Source organism: Nocardioides sp. NPDC101246 (genome assembly GCF_044767415.1).
GTDB lineage: Bacteria > Actinomycetota > Actinomycetes > Propionibacteriales > Nocardioidaceae > Nocardioides.
In genome coordinates this window covers 113,462-130,414 of record NZ_JBIWNX010000007.1, presented here as the reverse complement: position 1 = coordinate 130,414, position 16,953 = coordinate 113,462, and the positions used below count along the sequence as shown (strand labels likewise).

Below are 16,953 nucleotides of genomic sequence, written 5' to 3'. Positions count from 1 at the left end.
GTCGACCTGCCTCCTTGACCGAACCAGTGCGCTATAGCGCCCAACGGATAGAGCAAGGGGGACCCGAGGAGATCACCACGCTAGTACGACGCCCTGATGCCGTACATAGCCCGTATGCGTTAGCTCGGATGAGTCAGTGGAGAAGGACCTTCATCCAGGTCAGACCCAGGCCGAGCAGCCCACAAGCCCCCGCAGCGACCAGGGACCCGGCCCACGAGCGACCCGTGCGACGGAGCCAGAACAGCGGGATCAGAACCAGGAGGACGACCCCGGACCACATGGACCAGTTGATGGCTCGTTCGTCTTCGAGCCACCCGATCGCTCCGAGGAGCAGGATGACCAGCGGAACGAACACCCCCTCCACTATCCCGAACTCGTGACGCACGCTCGTGACGAGGGCACTGCGCCACGGCGCGATCTCCGAGCCCGATTCGGCCAGGATCGTCGCGTAGATGTGCACCGTCCAGATCACCATGCTGGAGACCACGGCGAAGGCGAAGACTCGGCCGGCAGAGTCGTCGAAGTGCGAGGCTCCGGCGATGATGGCGATGATCGAGACGAGGCCGTAGACGGCGCCGGCGACGGCGCGGGGCCCGCGACCGAGCCGCGAATCCTCTCCCCCGCGCGGCCCGCTGACCTCCTGGCCCACATCCTCGCTGTTCATCGGAGGCCGGCCACCCGGATGTCCTCCACCGTCAGCCCCTCCGCATCCAGCATGCCCACGAGGTCGGCCACGCCGAGACCCGCGCCGGCGGTGGCTCGAAAGGTGGTGCACGGGTGCCGCTCGACGGCATCGGGATGCAACGCACAACGGAGCACCGGACCCAGCTCGCCTTGGACGGTCAGCTCGAACACGACCTCTGCCTCGGGCCCGCCCTCGCTCATGCCTCGCCCCCGGTCGGCTCCTCGTCCGCCGTCCCGGTAAGGAGCCGTCGGACCTCCACGACCTCGAGACCGAAGGTCCGAAGTCGCGCGAGCAACCCATGGAGCTCGGCCTGGTCTCGACACCGGCAGATCAACACGGTCCTCATCTCGCGTGAGGAGGTTTCGACGTCGACGAGCTGCAGCAGGACTTGCTGCGGGACCAGTCCGGCGACCCGTATCTCGAAGGCCTGGGCATCGGCGGCACCGGCGGTTCCCGGCTCCCGCGGGTTCTGATCCATGATCTCAACTCGACTTCCCGCGCTCGGTGCGTCCTCGTCAGCCACAGCTGAACCAAGCCTGGTACGGAAGCAGCGATCGGACGTCGTCCGTGGTGGATGAGGACCACGGCGGCGCCGGTGCGGCTATGCGGTCAGCTCGCTTGCGAAGTACGCGAGCGCCGTCGCGGTCTTGGTCTGCTGGTCGCCCGCGATCTCCAGCCCGCGCCCGGCCAGGAACGCCTTGAGCTCCGCGGCGACCTGGAAGGCGTTCACGGGTGCGCATCTGGAGGAGAGCTCCAAGACCCGCGCGCCATCCGGGTAGAACCACAGCTCGGCGACCAGCCGGCCGGCGTACTCCTGTGGTCTCAGCTTCTGCTTCAGGACGGTGACCGGCCCCAGTCGCACCAGATCATCGAGCTCGATGTCCGAGGCGGCGTTGGCCCGGAAGAAGCTCTGCTGCTCCTTCGTGTACAGCTTGTGGATCGGGCGCGTGCCCGCAGCGACCTCCTTGAGGTCGGTCCGGCCATGGGTCGCCTTCATCGAGGCCGAACAGACGAAGCCTCCTGGCATCGCATCGACCTCGACGGTCAGGTTCTTGGACTTGCGCGCCGCCGAGAGCTCGGTCGGGTTGACCGGCCGCACCTTCACGACGGAGTCGTCGTTCCGTCCCTGGATCCGACGCGCGCGGACGACGAGCCCACGTTGGTTGAGCGCCAGGTCAGCGGTGTCGAAGAAGTACACCTGCCGGATCTGGGCGTCCAGGGGGTCGAGCCCCAGGGCGGCCACGGCCAGAGGTCGTTCGGCCTTCGGCACGGTCATCTTGAGCTCGACGCTGTCGGCCTGCTTGGTCAGCTCGAGCAGCTCACCGAGCTGTTCGGCGGAGAGCAGTCCCGGTGGCTGGGTACTTGTGGACATGGACCGTCACGTTTCCACGCCGACACGGCCGGGGCATCACCCCGGCCGGACGACTGCGCAGCAGGTGCCGGTCAGTTGGCCACGGCCTTCGCCTTGAGGGCGGCGAACTCCTCCGGTGTGATCGTCCCGGCGTCGAGCAGCTGCTGGGCCTTGGCGATCTCCTCGGCGGGAGATGAGCCGGCGACCGAGCGGATGTAGTCGTCCTGTGCCGCCCGGACTTCTTGGTACGCCTGGCCCTGACGCTCCGCCATCCCCTTGCCCCGGACGATCAGGTAGATCACGGCGACGAGGAACGGCAGGAAGACGAGACCGATCATCCAGACGGCCTTCATGCCGCCGGAGACCGACTTGTCCCGGAAGAGGTCGGTGACGATGTTGAACAGGATCATCAGGTAAGCCACGAAGGCGAAGGACACGATGATGAACCAGATGATGTCCCAGAAGCTCATGTGAGTAGTTCTCCTTCATTCGGGATGAGGCAGAGAATGCTGGCCAGCACCCGAGGTCGGCTCAGCAGCATGGACCCATGGTTGGCGCTCCCGCACGAGTTCCCTTCACCCGCAACGGGTGATAGCCGACTCCGCCAGGCCGCGGGGACGGCGCGGCTGCCTCACCCGAGTCAGGTGAGGCAGCCGCGCGCCGACGGCGTTGCGATGGTGCGGTGAGCAACCCCGCGTACGCCACCGACGGCCGACCCAAGGGCCGATGCTGACCTGGCTGCGCGAGCGGGTGACTCTGCCTCGCCATCTCTTCGATCGGCGTACGGCTCGACGAGATGCCGCTGCCGGTGCCGTGCTCGGCATCGAGTCGGTCCCGGACGGGCTCGCCAGCGGGCTGCTCGCCGGGGTGAACCCGGTCGCGGGGCTCTACGGCTATCTGTTCGGGCTCGCCGGCGGGGCGCTGTTCACCGGGACCGCCGCGATGGCGATCCAGGGCACGGGGGCGATGGCGATCATCGTCGCCGACGTGGACCTCGACGCGTACGACGACCCGGTGCGGGCGCTCGCCACCCTCTCGATCCTCACCGGCGTCGTCATGATCGTCGCCGGTGCCCTCCGCCTGGGCCGGCTGCTGCGGTTCGTGTCCAAATCGGTGATGACGGGGTTCATCTCCGCGGTCGGGATCAGCATCGTGCTCGGACAGCTCGACAACCTCACCGGCTACGACTCCCAAGGCAGCAACCGGGTCACCGCGGCGCTCGACCTGCTCCTGCACCTTCGCGGGGTCGACCTCGCGTCCCTGGTCGTCGGCCTGACCACGATCGCCGGCATCCTCGTCCTGCAGCGCACCCGCCTGGGCGCGACCGGACTGGTCGTGGCCGTCGCCGCCGGCTCCGCGCTGGCTGCCGTGCTCAACGCGCAGGGAAGCGACACCGTGGCGCTGGTCGCCGACGTCGCCGAGGTCCCCAACTCCCTGCCGCTCCCGGTCTTTCCCGACCTGTCGGCCACGCTCGACCTCCTCCTCCCCGCCGCAGCACTCGCGTTCGTCGGGATGGTCCAGGGCGCCGGGGTCTCTGCGGGCTTCCCGAACCCGGACGGCACCACCAGCCCCTCGCGCGACTTCATCGGCCAGGGAGCGGGCAACATCGCCTCCGGTCTCTTCCGCGGCGTACCTGTCGGCGGGTCGATGTCGGCGACCTCGCTGGTCGTCGGCGCGGGCGCCCGGAACCGGTTCGCGCTGCTCGTCGCAGCAGCCGTCATGGCCGCCGTCATCGTTCTCTTCGCCGGCGTCGTCGAGCTCGTCGCCATGCCGGCCCTCGCCGGACTGCTGATCGTGGTCGGCGTCGGCACCGTCAAGCCGGCCAAGCTGATCGCGGTCGGCAGGACCGGGCCGGTGCCGCTGACGGTGATGCTGACGACACTGGTGCTCACCTTGCTGATGCCGTTGCAGTACGCCGTGCTGGTCGGTGTCGGGCTCTCGGTGCTCCTCTTCGTGATCGGCCAGTCCTCACGGCTGGTGACGCGCCGGCTGGTGATGGGCGCGGACGACCGGGTCATCGAGACCAACCCGCCGGGGAGCCTCGGCGAGCGCGAGGTCGTGGTGCTCCAGCCGTACGGGCCGATCTTCTTCGCCACCGCCAACTCGCTGCGCTCGCAGATGCCGGACCTGACACCGGCCTCACGCAGGTCCGTGGTGATCCTGCGGCTGCGTGGCGCCGACGATGCCGGCGCCACCCTGCTCGAGGTGCTGGGGACGTACGCCGCCGAGCTCACCGAACTCGGCAGCAGGCTGGTGATCGTCACCGACAACGAGCGGCTGGTGCGCCAGCTGCAGATCGACGACACGCTCGGCTCGGCAGGTTCCCTCTACCAGGGCACCGCGGTGATCTGGGAGGCGACCCGCGAAGCCTACGACGATGCCGTCGCCTGGGTGGCGCAGGACACCGAGGAGGCCGGCGACCGGGGGTGGCCGTCGACCGGGCGCACCTACCGCGACCCGCACGAGGGCGACTGGCCGCCGGACCAGATGGCCCTCTAGACCGAGCTGTTCGCAAGAATCCGCTCGTCATCTCGAGGACGTTCCCGAAAATGATCTGACCCCGGTCACCTGAAATAGGTGATCCTTCTCAAATTTATGCCGTTTACTTTGATTAGCATCGCAGGATGACCGGACGGGTATGCCGTTCATCTACGGCACGGTGACGCTCATCAGCACTCTCCCCCCAACGAGCACACGACGCCGACGTGGCACCTGAGCTCTGACCGAGGGGAGAGGTTGTGCAGCGCAGCAGGCCGGCGCCCGCTACAGACCCGACGACAGCAGGACCCGCACCGATGCCGCGCCGTGAGGCGGCGGCGGTGATACCCGCGCCCAGGGACGGGGACGCCGCAACCAGCGCACCCTGGCCCCGCCTCCCGAAGGTCTACGTGCCACGCCGCTCGCTGTGGGCCGACCTCGACCGCTCCGCCGATGCCGCGATCACCCTGCTGATCGCACCCGCCGGCGCCGGCAAGACCCTGGGGGTCGCCGGATGGCTGCGGCAACAGACCGACGACGGAGCTCCCCGCGCCCAACGCTGGGTGGACGCCGACGGCACGATGACCCCCGACCAGCTCTCCGCGATGCTCGACGAGGCAGCTGAGGGAACGCCCCCTCGCATCGTCATCGACGACGCACACCTGCTTCGTGCCGCCACGCACCGGATGCTCAACGAGCGGCTCAACGACGATCCCGACTCGATGAGGTTGGTGATGATCAGCCGTTGGGACCTGCCCTTCACCAGGCTCGTACCGGAGCTGCTCGGCAACTTCTCGGTCGTGCGGGGCAACGTGCTCCAACTGAGCGACGCCGAGGCCGAGGCGCTCATCGTCGAGCACGCCCGCACCCAGTCCAGGCCCGTCATCGACGCCATCGTCCAGCAGGCCCGCGGTTGGTGTGCAGCGGTCGTCCTGGCGGCCAGGTCGGCCCATGCGAGCCCTCCGGGCAGGGCGGGCGAGTCCGCTTTCGAGGACGGCACCATCGGCCTCGGTGACCGGGTGGCGAGCGAGGTCTTCGCCTCGCTGTCCGCACGCGCGAGGCATCTGCTGCTGTGCACGTCCGCCGAGACGCTGGTGACCGCCAGGACCGCCGCGCATCTCTCCCAGAACCCGAGCGCCGGAGAGACGCTGACCGAGATGGAGAGCACCGGGCTGCTGGTGACCCGCGCGGTCCCGCTCGTCCCCGATGCCGGGGGCGAGGAGGCCTACCGGATCCATCCGCTGCTCGCCGAGGTCGTACGCCGCCGGCTGGTCGCCGGCGGGGTCGACGTCGCCCGGGCGCGATCGACGGTCGTGCGTGCCGTCCGGATCGACCGCACGCGCGGCGAGGCGAAGGGTGCGCTGCGCCGGCTCGAGGCCGTCGGTGCCTACGAGGAGATGGCGCTCGTGCTCGCCGACGACGGAGTCAGGACGGCGATGCGGGGCGACGGCGACCGCCTCCGCACCTTCGCACGCAACCTCGCCGAGCACGTCGAGACGACCCCGAGGGCCTGGTTCGCGCTCGCGGTCGAGGCCTGGCTCGACGGCGACGTACCCGAGGCCGAGCACTGGCTCGACAGGTGCCTGGCGGAGTCGGCGACGATGTCGGAGGAGGAGCTCGCCTGCATCGGGCTGATGCGGGCACGACTCGGCCTCGAGCCCCTGCGAGCCGCGGCCGACCGGGCTGCGGAGGTGGTCCGAGGCACGCACGGCGCCGGCGGCGAGGCCGACATCCTGCCGCAGCTGCTCATCGAGCTCGGCGTCACCCAGAGCTGGCTCGGTCAGCTGCTGGAGGCGGAGCAGAGCCTGACCTCGGCAGTCGGGCTCGCCCGCACCTGGGACATGCCGACGGTCGGGGCCGAGGCCTCCAGCCATCTGGCGATGACGGAATACATGCTGGGTCGTGAGGCGGCCTGCGGGGAGATCGCCGAAGAGGCCGCCACCCTGCTGGAGCAGGCCGAGCACGGTCGGCCGCACGGCGCCCGTAGCGACTTCACCCGCACCCGGACAGCGCTGGCCGCAGCCCTCGCGCGCAGCGCACGGCTCCCCTGGCTCGAGCTGACACCTCTCGCGGACGCCAGGCTTCATCCCGCAGACCTGTGCACCCGGTTCTGGATGAGGCTCCGGGAGGCACACATCACCTTGTCGGGCCACTCCGTCGTGCGCGCCCGTCAGATCCTCGGCGAGCCGTTGGACCTGCCCGGGGCCTTCCGACTGCCGGACCACCTGCAGGTCACTCTGCTGATCAACCTGGCCGAGCTGGCCGCGCTGGCGACCGACCGACGTTCGCTGAAGTCCGTGGAGGACGAGCTCACCGAGCGCGGGATGAACGGCGAGGCGGCCCTGGCCAGGGCGTTGCGCGCGGACCTCGACGGAAACCGGCGCCTCGCCGCGGACCAGTTCGACGTCGCGGCGCAGCATGCGACCTGGTCCCAGCCGATGACCCGGGGGATCGCGCTCGTCGGGCGCGCGGAGCTGCTCCACGAGCTGGGGGACGTGGACGCGGCGGCCGAACATCTCCAGCAGGTGGCGATCGAGACCGAGGTGCGCCAGAACGCGATCCCGTTCCTCGGCTGGACCCGGCAGGGGACGCCGGTGCAGACCATGCTGGGACGGTTCCCGGCGCTCCGGCCGCATCGCTGGGTCGGCCGGATCTCGGCCGGCATCACTGACATGCCCAGCCTGACGACCTACTTCGACCAAGGCACGCCGCGACCGACCGAGGCGGTCGACGAGTCGGCCGGGCCGCTTCCCGGGCTGAGCGCCCGGGAACGGGACGTCCTTCGTGAGCTCGCCCGCGGATCGACGTACGCCGACATCAGCGCCGCGCTCTTCGTCTCCGAGAACACGGTGAAGACCCACGTCAGCAGTCTGTACGCCAAGCTCGGGGCCTCACGGCGTAGCGAGGCGCTGGCCGTGGCGCGGAGCCTGAACCTCATCTGAGGCTCGCGCCGGCCTGCGCAGCAACTTCGACACGGAGCCGGCCGAGGCGATCGATCTCGCTCTCGGCCGGACTGCCGTGTTCGCGGGGTCCCGGACCTCGCTCGTAGTGAATCTCAGCTCTTGGCCTCGGAACGTAGGCGGAACGCCATCACGACGGCGATGATGCCGACGGCAATCAGCCAGATGCAGGAGACCAGCAGCAGTGCGCCCAGCGACAGCTCCGGGTTGATGAGGAGCACTGCGCCGGCGAGGACCGTGATGACACCGGCAGTGATGTCCCACGCCCGTCGCCCGGGGGCCGGCCGGAGGATGGCGCCGATGATGTCGACGACGCCTCCGATGACCCACCAGACCCCGAGCAGGATGGTGACGATGAGCAGCGTCTGGACCGGGTCCCGCAGGAAGAGCAGGCCGACGACGATCGCCAGCGCCCCCGAGAAGCCGACGACCGCTCGCAGACCGCCGTCCATGGACCTGCCGGCCACCGCTGCGATGAGCCGGAACACTCCCGACACGATGATCTGGATCGCCACGATCACCGCGACGACGACGATCGTCTGCTTCGGCCAGACCGCCAGGATGATGCCGAGTGCCGTGGAGACCAGACCGTAGGCCAGGACCAGGCCCCAGTAGTCCCCGAGGCCCTCGAACACGGAGCCGGAGCCCACCGGACGGTCCTGGGTCGGTGTGGCCACGTACGGATCCTGGCCGGCACCCGAGCTACGTACGTCGGGGCCCGGAGGCTCCGAGCCGGAGACGTCGCGGCCCGGGATGTCGGAGCTGGCCATCTCAGAGCTCGGCACGACTCGACATCAGCTGCGCGAGCGACCAGATGACGAAGATGTAGAGCGCCAGCATCGCGAGCGCCCAGAACGGGTAGTAGGGCATGAAGGCGAACGCGGAGATCGAGCCGATGACCGCGATCACGATGCCGGCGATACGGGCCCACGTCTGTCCGAGGAGCAAGCCGACGCCGACGGCGATCGCGATCGCGCCCAGGACGATGTGGATCCAGCCCCAGGCGGTGAGGTCGAACTGGTAGACGTAGTCGATGCCTTTGACGTAGACCTTGTCCTCGGCCACGGCAGCGATGCCGGTGAGGATCTGGAAGATGCCTACCGTCGTGAGGATGGTGCCTGCGAAGATCGCGCCGGAGAAGGCGAAGGCGGTCTTGACCGGAGAGTCGTAGCCTCCGCCTTGTGGTGTGGTGGTGCTCATGATGGGGTACTCCCTGTAGTCGTGAGCGGTTTTCTCGTCGACCCGCTTCAGTGCACCAGAAGTTAGGCCGCTTCGGCCCCGGCGGGCTCACCCGCAACGGGCGATCCTCCGGCGCCGAAGACATCGCGCAGCGCTGCTTCCTGGCCGTCGGTCAGGTCGGTGAAGATCGGGTCGGACGGCAAGCGCCCTCCGATCGCGTCCCTGACCGAGTCGACGACGCTGTCCGTGGTCAGCACGAACAGGGCCGAGGTCCCCGGGGTGACCCGGTCCCGGACCCTGTTGATGAAGCCGTCCTCGATCCCGACGGCGCTCAGCGCGTCCGAGACCAGCCCGGTGGCGGTGCCCAGGGCGGCGCCGAGCAGCGGCACGAAGAAGATGAAGCCGAGCAGAAGACCCCAGAAGGACCCGCCCAACGCTCCCCCGCCTGCACCCGCACCTGGATGCAGCTCGGTCGTCCTCAGCTTCGTGCCGCTCGACGGCCAGGAGAGCGCCGCGGCGTCGTGGAGGTCGATGCGGCCCTCACGAGCCAGCTCTTCGAGCGCATGCATGGTCTCCTCGGCGCCCTCAGGCGTGTCGAAGCTCCACACGGTCAGAGTTCCTGTCGGCATGTCCTCCCCCGCTCCTGGTGTCCGTCAGCCGAGCAGCTGCTGCTTTGCGGCTGCGAACTCCTCGTCGCTGAGCACCCCTTGGTCGTGCAGCTGACCCAGCTGGGTCAGCTGCCCGATCAGGTCGCTCTGCGCCGGTGCCGCCGGTGCCACCGGTGCGGGCGCCGGCGGAGGCGGCTGGGCCGCGGCGTACTGCTGCTGCTCGTACGCCTGTGCCTCGGCCTGCTCCTGGGCTCTGGCCGCCTGCCGGCGGTTGACGGCGTTCGAGGTGGCGGTGGCTGTGCCGGCGATGACTGCCGTACGTGCGGCGGCACCGATGAGACCGGGCCGGCCGATGCGTCTGCGCAACATGAGGTGACTCCTTCTCTAGCGGGCGGCGGAGGCGAAGGCGGCGTCGACGTCCTCGGGTGGCACCCGCAGGAACAGCTCGACCTCGGCGCCGACGCTCCGGATGCGCCCGACGGCCTCCCGCGCCCAGACCTGTTCGTAGACGACCGCGAGGCCGGCCTGTCCGGGCTCGAGGGCGGTGGCGAACGTCTCGATGTCGGCGTCGCTCAGCAGGTCGTTGGCGTCGATCTGAAGCCCCGACAGCTCCGCAGGCAGACCCTCCGCCTCTTCCAGGTCGAGGGCCCGGAAGCTGCCGCCGGTGTCCTTGGCCATCAGTACGCAGTCGATGATCCGGATCACTCCGCTCTCGACAGGTTGCCGAAGCACCGCCGCGAGGTCGCCGAGCTCGACATCCTCCGCCATCGAAAGAAACAGGATCTCGACCGGGCCGCGTTCCATCGTGCCTCCCACGTATCGCGCGCCTGCCGGACGGCAGGACGATTCCGACGCTAGAACGCCTCGCGCCCGTGCTGATCACCCGCATCGGGTGACTTGGGCCGGTTCACTGCGGCCGGTCGGAGGGTGGCTCCTGCGACGCGACCACCGCGGCGTGCGTGGACTCCCCCAGGATCTGGGTGGCCGGCTCGATGTGGACTCCGCTGAGCCGTTGGAGCGTGCCGTCCGCCGACCAGCGCTCGACCAGGTCCGGGTCGACCCCTGACAGATACAGACGCGCGCCCGCTCCGTCCAGGTCCCGGGCGTAGTCCCCCACGACCTTCAAGAACGTGGCGCCCAGCGTCGTACGCCCTCGCAGCCGCAGCACCACCGCGGTGGGCGCCTCCCCGCCCTGGTCCGGCTCCGGAGCTTCGGGCGGGAGCGGCAGCCGACGCTGCAGCGTCCTCGCCCCGGCATAGAACAGCGAGCCGTACGCCTCGAGCACGACGAGCTCGCCACGCCTCAGCGTCCTCGGCACCGGGCTCTCGATGAAGCGCCCCTCCTCGTCTCGCTCGATGCGTACGAGCCTGAGGTCCAGGGAGTCCTGTCGCAGCTGCAGCAGGAGCGAGGCGATCACGCCGATGCCGACCGCCTGCGCGACCGGCAGCAGGAGGACGGCGACGAAGGTCGCCGTCATCGCGACGGCGGGGATGACACCGGTCCGCGCGACGGCCACCACCTCACGGGGATGGATGGACGCGGCGCCGGCGTAGATGAGCACGGCGGCGAGGGTCGGCATCGCGACCTCGCCGACGACACCGGAGAGGAGCACGAGGATCACCACCATCCAGATGCCCGCCCAGATCGCGCCCCAACGGGAGACGGCGCCGGCCGTCGCGTTGAGGGCCGTCTGGCCCACGGACCCGCCGACCGGCTGGCCGCCGAAGAACCCCGAGGCGACGTTCGCGAGACCCTGTGCGGTGAAGTCGCGGCGCATCGAGGACCTGCTGCCGTCGAGGTTCGGGACGGCCTCGGCCACTCCCGCGCCCTGGATGAGCACGAGCGCAGCGATGGCGATCCCACCGGTCACCATGTCCATGTCGAGCAGGCTCAGGTCGGGCAGCTGCGGGACGGGCAGGCCCTGCGGGATCTTGCCGGAGTCCTTGACCCTGACGACGTCAGCCCCCGTGACCAGGACGGAAAGGGTCGGCAGGACGAGCGCGACCAGCGACGAGGCCACCGCCAGCCGGGTCGGAGCCAGCACCAGCAGCAGGAGCAGCGCACCCAGCCCGGTCGCGACGGTGGGCAGACTGCTCTCGTCGAGCCGGGTGAGGAGGTCCCACGCCTTGGCCGCGGCGAAGGGTCCCTCGGCGTCGACGCCGGCGATGTCCGGGAGCTGACCGAGCACGATGTTGACCGAGACGCCGGTGAGGAAGCCGAGCATCACCGAGTAGGACACGAACCTGATGTAGCGGCTCAACCTCAACAGTGCGGCCAGGAGCATCACCCCGCCCGCGACGATCGTCAGCAGCAGCATCGCCGCCGACCGGTCGTCGGCGTCGTGACCGGCCAGGACCGAGCCCGCGGCCAGCGCCGAGGCGCTGGTGGTCGTGACCACCATCATCCGGGTCGAGGAGGTCAGACCACCCGCGATGGGACCGGCGAAGGAGGCGTAGAGCCCGTGGGTGGGGTTGACCCCGGCGAGCACGCTCGACGCCATCCCGTCGGGCACGCTGGCGATGGCCCCGGGCAGCCCGGCGACGAGGTCGCGACGCCAGTGACGCTTCTGCGGGGTGATCTCCCGGACCTCTCTCCGCAGCACTCGTTGCGCACGTGCCTGGGTGCGACGCAGCGACCCCGCGTAGAGCCGCCGCAGCGACGTACGACCGTCCGGGTCGGGTTCCATGTCGCCCTTGGCCACCGGCGCTCCAATCCAGGCAGGAGGAAGGCGTACGGACGTCGCGCCCACGCCGTCAACGCATCCTCCACCGGCGGGGTGAACCCAGGCTCACCCCTTCCGGGCGATCCAGGAACGGGCCCGGCGTAGCAACCTCACCGATCGTGGCCAGACTCATCGCTCCGTCGTTCAGCGGCTACTCGCCGTCCTGGATCAGGTCCGACGTCCTCGCCGGGCTCACCGTCTGGGCCGTGCTCGTACCGGAGTCGTTGGCGTACGCCACCATCGCCGGCGTGCCGCCGGTCGTGGGCCTCTACGCGGCCGTTCCTTCCCTGGTGCTCTACTGCCTGCTCGGCTCCTCGCGTCATGTGATCGTCGCGCCGATGTCGGCGACCGCGGCCCTCTCAGCCGGGATCGTGGCGGACTTCGCGTCCGGTGGGGCCGACGTCGTCGCGCTCACCGCCGGCCTGGCGATCGCGACGGGCATCGTCGCGCTCATCGCCGGCCTGCTCCGCCTGGGCTTCCTCGCCGCCTTCATCAGCGAGCCGGTCCTGCGAGGCTTCATCATCGGGCTCGCGCTGACGATCATCATCGGGCAGCTCCCGTCGCTGGTGGGCGTGAAGAAGGGCTCGGGCAACTTCTTCGAGAAGACCTGGGACCTGCTGCTCCAGCTGGGTGACGTCGACCCCCTGACCATCGCCATCGGAGTGGGCAGCCTCGCCGTCCTGCTCGTCCTGCGGCGGCTGGTGCCGCTCCTTCCCGCCTCCCTGTTCGTGGCGCTGTTCTGCATCGGGCTCACCGCCCTGCTCGACCTCGACAACCACGGGCTCGCCATCGTGGGCCACATCGACGCCGGCCTGCCCACCGTCGGGTTCCCGGACGTGTCGGCTCCCGAGTTCCGCGACCTCCTCGCGGCCGCGGTCGGCGTGATGCTCGTCGGGTTCGCGGAGGGCCTGGGCGCCGCCAAGACGTACGCCGCCAAGAGCGGCTACGACATCGACCCGAACCGCGAGCTGCTCGGTCTGGGTGTCTCCAACCTGGGCGCCGGCCTGGCCAGCGGCATGGTGGTCAACGGCTCGCTGTCCAAGACCGCCGTCAACGGATCGGCCGGCGCGAAGTCGCAGATCTCGGCGGTGACCGCCGCCGTGCTCACGCTGCTCACCCTGCTGTTCATGACCCGGCTCTTCTCCGACCTTCCCGAGGCCACGCTCGCGGCGATCGTGATCGCCGCGGTGATCGAGCTCGTCGACATCGCCGCGTTGCGCCGACTGTGGCGGATCCGGACCGGACGGCTCACCAAGGTCTACCAGCTCACCGCCCGCGCCGACTTCGTGGGCGCCGTCGCGGCGCTGGTCGGCGTGCTCGTCTTCGACACCCTGCCCGGTCTCGTGATCGGCATCATCGCCTCCGTGGTCCTGCTCATCGCGCGGACCTCGCGGCCGCACATCGCGCCCCTGGCCCCCGTCGACGGTCCCGAGAACGGCAGCACCTCGCGGCACCGGGGCCTGTGGGTGGACCAGATCCGCAACCCGGCGTACGCGGGGGTCCCGGGCTTCCTGGTGGTCAGGGTCGAGGCGTCCCTGCTGTTCGCGAACGCCGACTACGTGCGCGAGCGGGTCCGCGAGCTCGCCGCGGACGTGCCGGGCCTCCGGCTGGTCGTGCTCGACGGACGGGCCACGCCGTCGATCGACGTCACCGCCACCGCGATGCTGACCCAGCTCCGCTCCGACCTGCGGCGGCTCGGCGCCGACCTGGCGCTCGCCGGCGACGTGGGCCAGGTGCGCGACGTCCTGACCAAGGCCGCCGAAGAGGGCGAGCCGCCGATCTACCCGACCGTCGAGGCCGCCCTCGCGGCGGCGACCGAAGAGGCTGCTACTGAAGAGCCGCCGTCAGGCGCATGACGTTGTCGACGTACGCGGCCCCGCGCCCGCGTCGCGACCATTCCGCGGCGCCGAGGTCGCTCGACCTCTCCCGGTAGTCGTCGAGCACGCGCTGCAGGTCGTCGACCACCTGCTCGCTCTCGAGCAGCACGATGACCTCGTAGTTGAGCGCGAAGGAGCGGTAGTCCATGTTCGAGGAGCCGACGACGGCGATCGTGTCGTCGACCGTGAAGAACTTGGTGTGGAGGACGTACGGCGCCGGGTAGAGCCGGATCCGGACACCGGCGTCGAGGAGGTCGGCGTAGTAGGAGCGCTGAGCGTGGAAGACCATGAACTGGTCGGCGCCCTCGTTCACGAACAGCTCGACCTCGACACCCCGCTGGGCGGCGGTCGTGACGGCGTAGAGAAGCGACTCGTCCGGCACGAAGTAGGGGCTGACCAGGCAGATCCGCGACTGCGCGCCGTAGATCAGTGTGTTGAACAGGCGCAGGTTGTTCTCGGTCACGAAACCGGGACCGCTCGGCACGACCTGGCACGCCACCTTCTCGGCGGCTCGTGCCGTCTGCTCCAGCTCCACAGGCGCACGCGGGAGGAGCATGTCGCGGATGCTCTCGGCGGTCTCGGCGTACCAGTCGGTCGCGAAGACGACTGCCAGGTCCCGCACCGCCGGCCCCTCGATCCGGATCATCAGATCGACCCACTCGCGCCCCGCCTTGTGGTTCTTCGGCTTGTTGTAGCCGGGCTCGATGAGGTTCTGCGAGCCCGCGAACGCCACCACGCCGTCGACGACGAGGATCTTGCGGTGGTTGCGCAGGTCCGGACGGCGGAGCTCACCGCGCATCGGCCGGACCGGCAGCATCGGCGCCCACTTGATCCCGGAACCCTCGAGCCGCGCCAGCATGTCCTGGTGGCCGGGGATGCCGCGCGAGCCGAGGTGGTCGAAGAGGAAGCGCACCTCCACCCCGCGGGCGACCGCGTCGACCAGTGCGTCGAAGAAGTCGCTGGTGGACTCGTCCCAGGCCGAGATGTAGAACTCCACGTGCACGAACCACCGGGCACCGCGTACGACCTCGGTCATGGCCGCGAACGTCCGCGCATAGTCAGGATGGACCTCGATCCGGTTGTCCCCGGTCAACGGCAGGGATCCCAGGCGCTCGTTGAGCCGCACGGCGCCGCCCGTGGGGCCCGCCGGAGCCGTCTGTGCTGCCGGGTCGTACCTGATCTCGGCGCTGACCAGCTCGTTGACCTGCCGCTGCCAGGCCCGGCGCTTGCGGCCGACGCTGGTGCTCCCGAAGAGCAGGAACGCGAGCAGACCGAACGCCGGCAGCGCCAGGATGAGGAACAGCCAGGCCAGGCCCGTGGACGGCTTCCGGCCGCCGGGGATCACGCCCAGTGCCACCACACAGACGGTGATGTGGGCGAGGACGAGAACTGCGCTGAGGAGGCTCGCGACCCAGGTCGACCCGTCCATCACAGCGACCCGACGCCATCGCCGACCATCTTGACCCCGAGCACGACGAGGAGGACGGTCATGATGGCGGCGTTGTGGGCGATCATCCAGGCCTTGATGCCCTCCAGCATCCGGGCCGCGCGCTCGCCTGCCATCAGGTAGATCCCGAACGGCACCAGCACGCCCAGGCTGGCGACGAAGGTGAAGACCGCCATCGCCACGATCCGCTCGCCGGTCACCGCTGTCGCCGTCGCGATCGTGCTGGCCGCCGAGACCACGAGCAGCAGGTTCTTGGGGTTGACCGATCCCAGGAGTACGCCCGTGCCGAACGCCTTGAACGCGTTGAACTCGTCCAGCGCCGACATCCACGACGGCGTCGGTGCGGGCTCCCCCGCCGCCGGCCTGCCCCGCCAGCTGCGTACGGCGAGCAGGAGGAGCAGAGCTCCGAGGACGATCTTCAGCAGTGACGCCCAGGTCGGGGTGTCCGCGTCTCCCGATCCGGCCGCCCCGACCAGCAGCGCGACGAGCGTGCCGAGCACGAAGATGCCCGACAGCCACCCGGCGACGAAGGCCGCCCCGTTGGAGCCGGCGCGGCGGCTGACCAGCATGAGGACCAGTGCGACGATCGGCATGGGGCTGATGAGCACACCCACGGCGATCGGCAGAGACTCGCCTATTGCTTCACCCATGGCCAGACTTCAGCGCGGCCGGCGGCCGCCGGCCTCACCTGCTCCGGGTGAGAAAGGTTCGCACCCGCCGCACGAGCCAGGCGATGACCGGGTCCTCGACGAGCAGCCGGCCGAGCAGCGCACCGCCGACGACGATGCCGCCGAAGCCGATCAGCCACGTCGAGAGCGCCAGGATCACCCCCAGCATGCCGAACTGCTCGGCGTTCGACTCGACATAGGCGGGCATCAGCCACGCCGAGCCTCGGCTGTAGAGGACCTGCACGACGCCGGTCAGCACCGCGCCCGGGAGCAGCAACCATCCCCGGGTGCGGCCGAACAGCAGCACCCAGCTGCTCCCCCACCACACGACGCACGCGCCCAGCATCTGGAGGAACGGGCGGAAGAGGTCCCCCGGGTCGGTGAGCAGGTTGACGACCGTGTTGACCACGCCGAGGCAGGCCAGCCAGGCGACGACCCAGAGCAGACAGCGACGGGCTCCGCGCAAGCCTCCGACGTGCTCCTGCTCCCAGACCCGCTCGAGCATCCGCTGCACGGCACGACCGAAGGACGTCGCCGACACGATCGTGATCGCCAGGCCCACCGCACCGGTCTCGGAACGCACCTGGTCCAGGTCTACCTCCCCCGAGATCTGGCGTACGGCCTCGTCACCGACTCCGGTGACCTGCGAGACCTGTTCCAGGGCGTTGCCGGTGAGGTGGGGCAAGAAGGCCGCCAGCACGACCAGCATCGGCACCATGGCCAGGAGCGCCTGGGCGGCGATCAGCATGCACCGGTCGATGAACTCGATCCGAATCGTCTCTGTGGCCAGCTTCCGCAGCAGGGGGACGTGGGCGATGAAGGCGTCCACCCGGTCCCGCAGGTCAGCCACGTTCACGTGAGCAGTGTTCCCCGGGGCACGACGACTCACCCTCGCCCGTTTCCGGTGACCGCTCCGGGCACCCGGCCGCTTACCTTGGTCAGACCATCGTCCAGGCCACTCGCTGGAGCCAACCATGA

The 16,953-nt window shown here is 69.8% G+C and carries 17 protein-coding genes; 3 read left to right on the top strand and 14 right to left on the bottom strand.

From position 1 onward, the window contains the following. Nucleotides 1–133: 133 nt before the first annotated feature. The 5 genes from ACIRON_RS14865 to ACIRON_RS14845 form a co-directional block, all read right to left on the bottom strand. A complete protein-coding gene (locus ACIRON_RS14865; protein ID WP_402993048.1) occupies nt 134–664 on the bottom strand; it encodes a hypothetical protein in 531 nt (176 codons plus the stop codon). Next, on the bottom strand, nt 661–885 hold the full coding sequence (locus tag ACIRON_RS14860) for a hypothetical protein (RefSeq protein ID WP_402993047.1): 225 nt from the start codon (nt 883–885) through the stop codon (nt 661–663). The genes ACIRON_RS14865 and ACIRON_RS14860 overlap by 4 nt, the downstream gene beginning before the upstream one ends. Next, the gene (locus tag ACIRON_RS14855; protein WP_402993046.1) at nt 882–1,163 is read right to left on the bottom strand and encodes a hypothetical protein; all 282 of its coding nucleotides are present in this window, start codon (nt 1,161–1,163) and stop codon (nt 882–884) included. Before ACIRON_RS14855 ends, ACIRON_RS14860 begins: the two co-directional genes overlap by 4 nt. Nucleotides 1,164–1,286: 123 nt before the next feature. Continuing rightward, nucleotides 1,287–2,057: a hypothetical protein gene (locus ACIRON_RS14850; RefSeq protein WP_402993045.1), complete on the bottom strand. Its 771-nt coding sequence runs from the start codon at nt 2,055–2,057 to the stop codon at nt 1,287–1,289. A gap of 71 nt (nt 2,058–2,128) precedes the next feature. Continuing rightward, on the bottom strand, nt 2,129–2,506 hold the full coding sequence (locus ACIRON_RS14845) for an SHOCT domain-containing protein (protein ID WP_402993044.1): 378 nt from the start codon (nt 2,504–2,506) through the stop codon (nt 2,129–2,131). Between the two features lie 256 nt (nt 2,507–2,762). On the opposite strand from ACIRON_RS14845, the gene ACIRON_RS14840 reads away from it, so the two are divergent. Further along, nucleotides 2,763–4,535 (top strand): SulP family inorganic anion transporter, encoded by a 1,773-nt coding sequence (locus ACIRON_RS14840; protein ID WP_402993043.1) that lies wholly within the window; start codon nt 2,763–2,765, stop codon nt 4,533–4,535. A gap of 296 nt (nt 4,536–4,831) precedes the next feature. Beyond that, nucleotides 4,832–7,456 carry a LuxR C-terminal-related transcriptional regulator gene (locus tag ACIRON_RS14835; protein WP_402993042.1) on the top strand — a complete coding sequence of 875 codons (2,625 nt, stop codon included), beginning with the start codon at nt 4,832–4,834 and terminating at the stop codon, nt 7,454–7,456. Nucleotides 7,457–7,569: 113 nt separating this feature from the next. On the opposite strand, the gene ACIRON_RS14830 is transcribed toward ACIRON_RS14835, so the two are convergent. The 6 genes from ACIRON_RS14830 to ACIRON_RS14805 all read right to left on the bottom strand — a co-directional run bounded on the left by ACIRON_RS14830 (nt 7,570) and on the right by ACIRON_RS14805 (nt 12,010). Further along, the gene (locus tag ACIRON_RS14830; protein WP_402993041.1) at nt 7,570–8,259 is read right to left on the bottom strand and encodes an HdeD family acid-resistance protein; all 690 of its coding nucleotides are present in this window, start codon (nt 8,257–8,259) and stop codon (nt 7,570–7,572) included. Next, the gene (locus ACIRON_RS14825; protein WP_218131349.1) at nt 8,246–8,674 is read right to left on the bottom strand and encodes a hypothetical protein; all 429 of its coding nucleotides are present in this window, start codon (nt 8,672–8,674) and stop codon (nt 8,246–8,248) included. Before ACIRON_RS14825 ends, ACIRON_RS14830 begins: the two co-directional genes overlap by 14 nt. 62 nt (nt 8,675–8,736) lie before the next feature. Next, nucleotides 8,737–9,282 carry a DUF1269 domain-containing protein gene (locus ACIRON_RS14820; RefSeq protein WP_402993040.1) on the bottom strand — a complete coding sequence of 182 codons (546 nt, stop codon included), beginning with the start codon at nt 9,280–9,282 and terminating at the stop codon, nt 8,737–8,739. Between the two features lie 24 nt (nt 9,283–9,306). Further along, on the bottom strand, nt 9,307–9,630 hold the full coding sequence (locus ACIRON_RS14815; RefSeq protein WP_402993039.1) for an SHOCT domain-containing protein: 324 nt from the start codon (nt 9,628–9,630) through the stop codon (nt 9,307–9,309). 15 nt (nt 9,631–9,645) lie between these two features. After that, the gene (locus tag ACIRON_RS14810; protein ID WP_402993038.1) at nt 9,646–10,065 is read right to left on the bottom strand and encodes a DUF6325 family protein; all 420 of its coding nucleotides are present in this window, start codon (nt 10,063–10,065) and stop codon (nt 9,646–9,648) included. 103 nt (nt 10,066–10,168) lie between these two features. After that, nucleotides 10,169–12,010 carry a SulP family inorganic anion transporter gene (locus ACIRON_RS14805; protein WP_402993037.1) on the bottom strand — a complete coding sequence of 614 codons (1,842 nt, stop codon included), beginning with the start codon at nt 12,008–12,010 and terminating at the stop codon, nt 10,169–10,171. Nucleotides 12,011–12,102: 92 nt separating this feature from the next. On the opposite strand from ACIRON_RS14805, the gene ACIRON_RS14800 reads away from it, so the two are divergent. Beyond that, nucleotides 12,103–13,839 (top strand): SulP family inorganic anion transporter, encoded by a 1,737-nt coding sequence (locus tag ACIRON_RS14800; protein WP_402993036.1) that lies wholly within the window; start codon nt 12,103–12,105, stop codon nt 13,837–13,839. Here the strand turns inward: ACIRON_RS14800 and cls are convergent. The 3 genes from cls to ACIRON_RS14785 are packed head-to-tail and all read right to left on the bottom strand — an operon-like array spanning nt 13,811 to nt 16,831. Then, complete coding sequence (cls, locus tag ACIRON_RS14795; RefSeq protein WP_402993035.1) at nt 13,811–15,289, bottom strand: cardiolipin synthase; 1,479 nt, start codon at nt 15,287–15,289, stop codon at nt 13,811–13,813. The two genes, ACIRON_RS14800 and cls, sit on opposite strands and share 29 nt — an antisense overlap. Continuing rightward, nucleotides 15,289–15,957, bottom strand: coding sequence for a GAP family protein (locus ACIRON_RS14790; RefSeq protein ID WP_402993034.1), 669 nt, complete (start codon nt 15,955–15,957; stop codon nt 15,289–15,291). The genes cls and ACIRON_RS14790 overlap by 1 nt, the downstream gene beginning before the upstream one ends. Nucleotides 15,958–15,991: 34 nt before the next feature. Beyond that, a complete protein-coding gene (locus ACIRON_RS14785; protein ID WP_402993033.1) occupies nt 15,992–16,831 on the bottom strand; it encodes a YhjD/YihY/BrkB family envelope integrity protein in 840 nt (279 codons plus the stop codon). Nucleotides 16,832–16,953 lie beyond the last annotated feature (122 nt).

Coding starts and splice junctions, on each gene's coding strand:
- ACIRON_RS14840 (WP_402993043.1), top strand. CDS start 2,763: ATGCTGACCTGGCTGCGCGAGCGGGTGACTCTGCCTCGCCATCTCTTC.
- ACIRON_RS14825 (WP_218131349.1), bottom strand. CDS start 8,674: ATGAGCACCACCACACCACAAGGCGGAGGCTACGACTCTCCGGTCAAG.
- ACIRON_RS14815 (WP_402993039.1), bottom strand. CDS start 9,630: ATGTTGCGCAGACGCATCGGCCGGCCCGGTCTCATCGGTGCCGCCGCA.
- ACIRON_RS14790 (WP_402993034.1), bottom strand. CDS start 15,957: ATGGGTGAAGCAATAGGCGAGTCTCTGCCGATCGCCGTGGGTGTGCTC.
- ACIRON_RS14845 (WP_402993044.1), bottom strand. CDS start 2,506: ATGAGCTTCTGGGACATCATCTGGTTCATCATCGTGTCCTTCGCCTTC.
- ACIRON_RS14820 (WP_402993040.1), bottom strand. CDS start 9,282: ATGCCGACAGGAACTCTGACCGTGTGGAGCTTCGACACGCCTGAGGGC.
- ACIRON_RS14860 (WP_402993047.1), bottom strand. CDS start 885: ATGAGCGAGGGCGGGCCCGAGGCAGAGGTCGTGTTCGAGCTGACCGTC.
- ACIRON_RS14865 (WP_402993048.1), bottom strand. CDS start 664: ATGAACAGCGAGGATGTGGGCCAGGAGGTCAGCGGGCCGCGCGGGGGA.
- ACIRON_RS14810 (WP_402993038.1), bottom strand. CDS start 10,065: ATGGAACGCGGCCCGGTCGAGATCCTGTTTCTTTCGATGGCGGAGGAT.
- ACIRON_RS14855 (WP_402993046.1), bottom strand. CDS start 1,163: ATGGATCAGAACCCGCGGGAGCCGGGAACCGCCGGTGCCGCCGATGCC.
- cls (WP_402993035.1), bottom strand. CDS start 15,289: ATGGACGGGTCGACCTGGGTCGCGAGCCTCCTCAGCGCAGTTCTCGTC.
- ACIRON_RS14835 (WP_402993042.1), top strand. CDS start 4,832: ATGCCGCGCCGTGAGGCGGCGGCGGTGATACCCGCGCCCAGGGACGGG.
- ACIRON_RS14850 (WP_402993045.1), bottom strand. CDS start 2,057: ATGTCCACAAGTACCCAGCCACCGGGACTGCTCTCCGCCGAACAGCTC.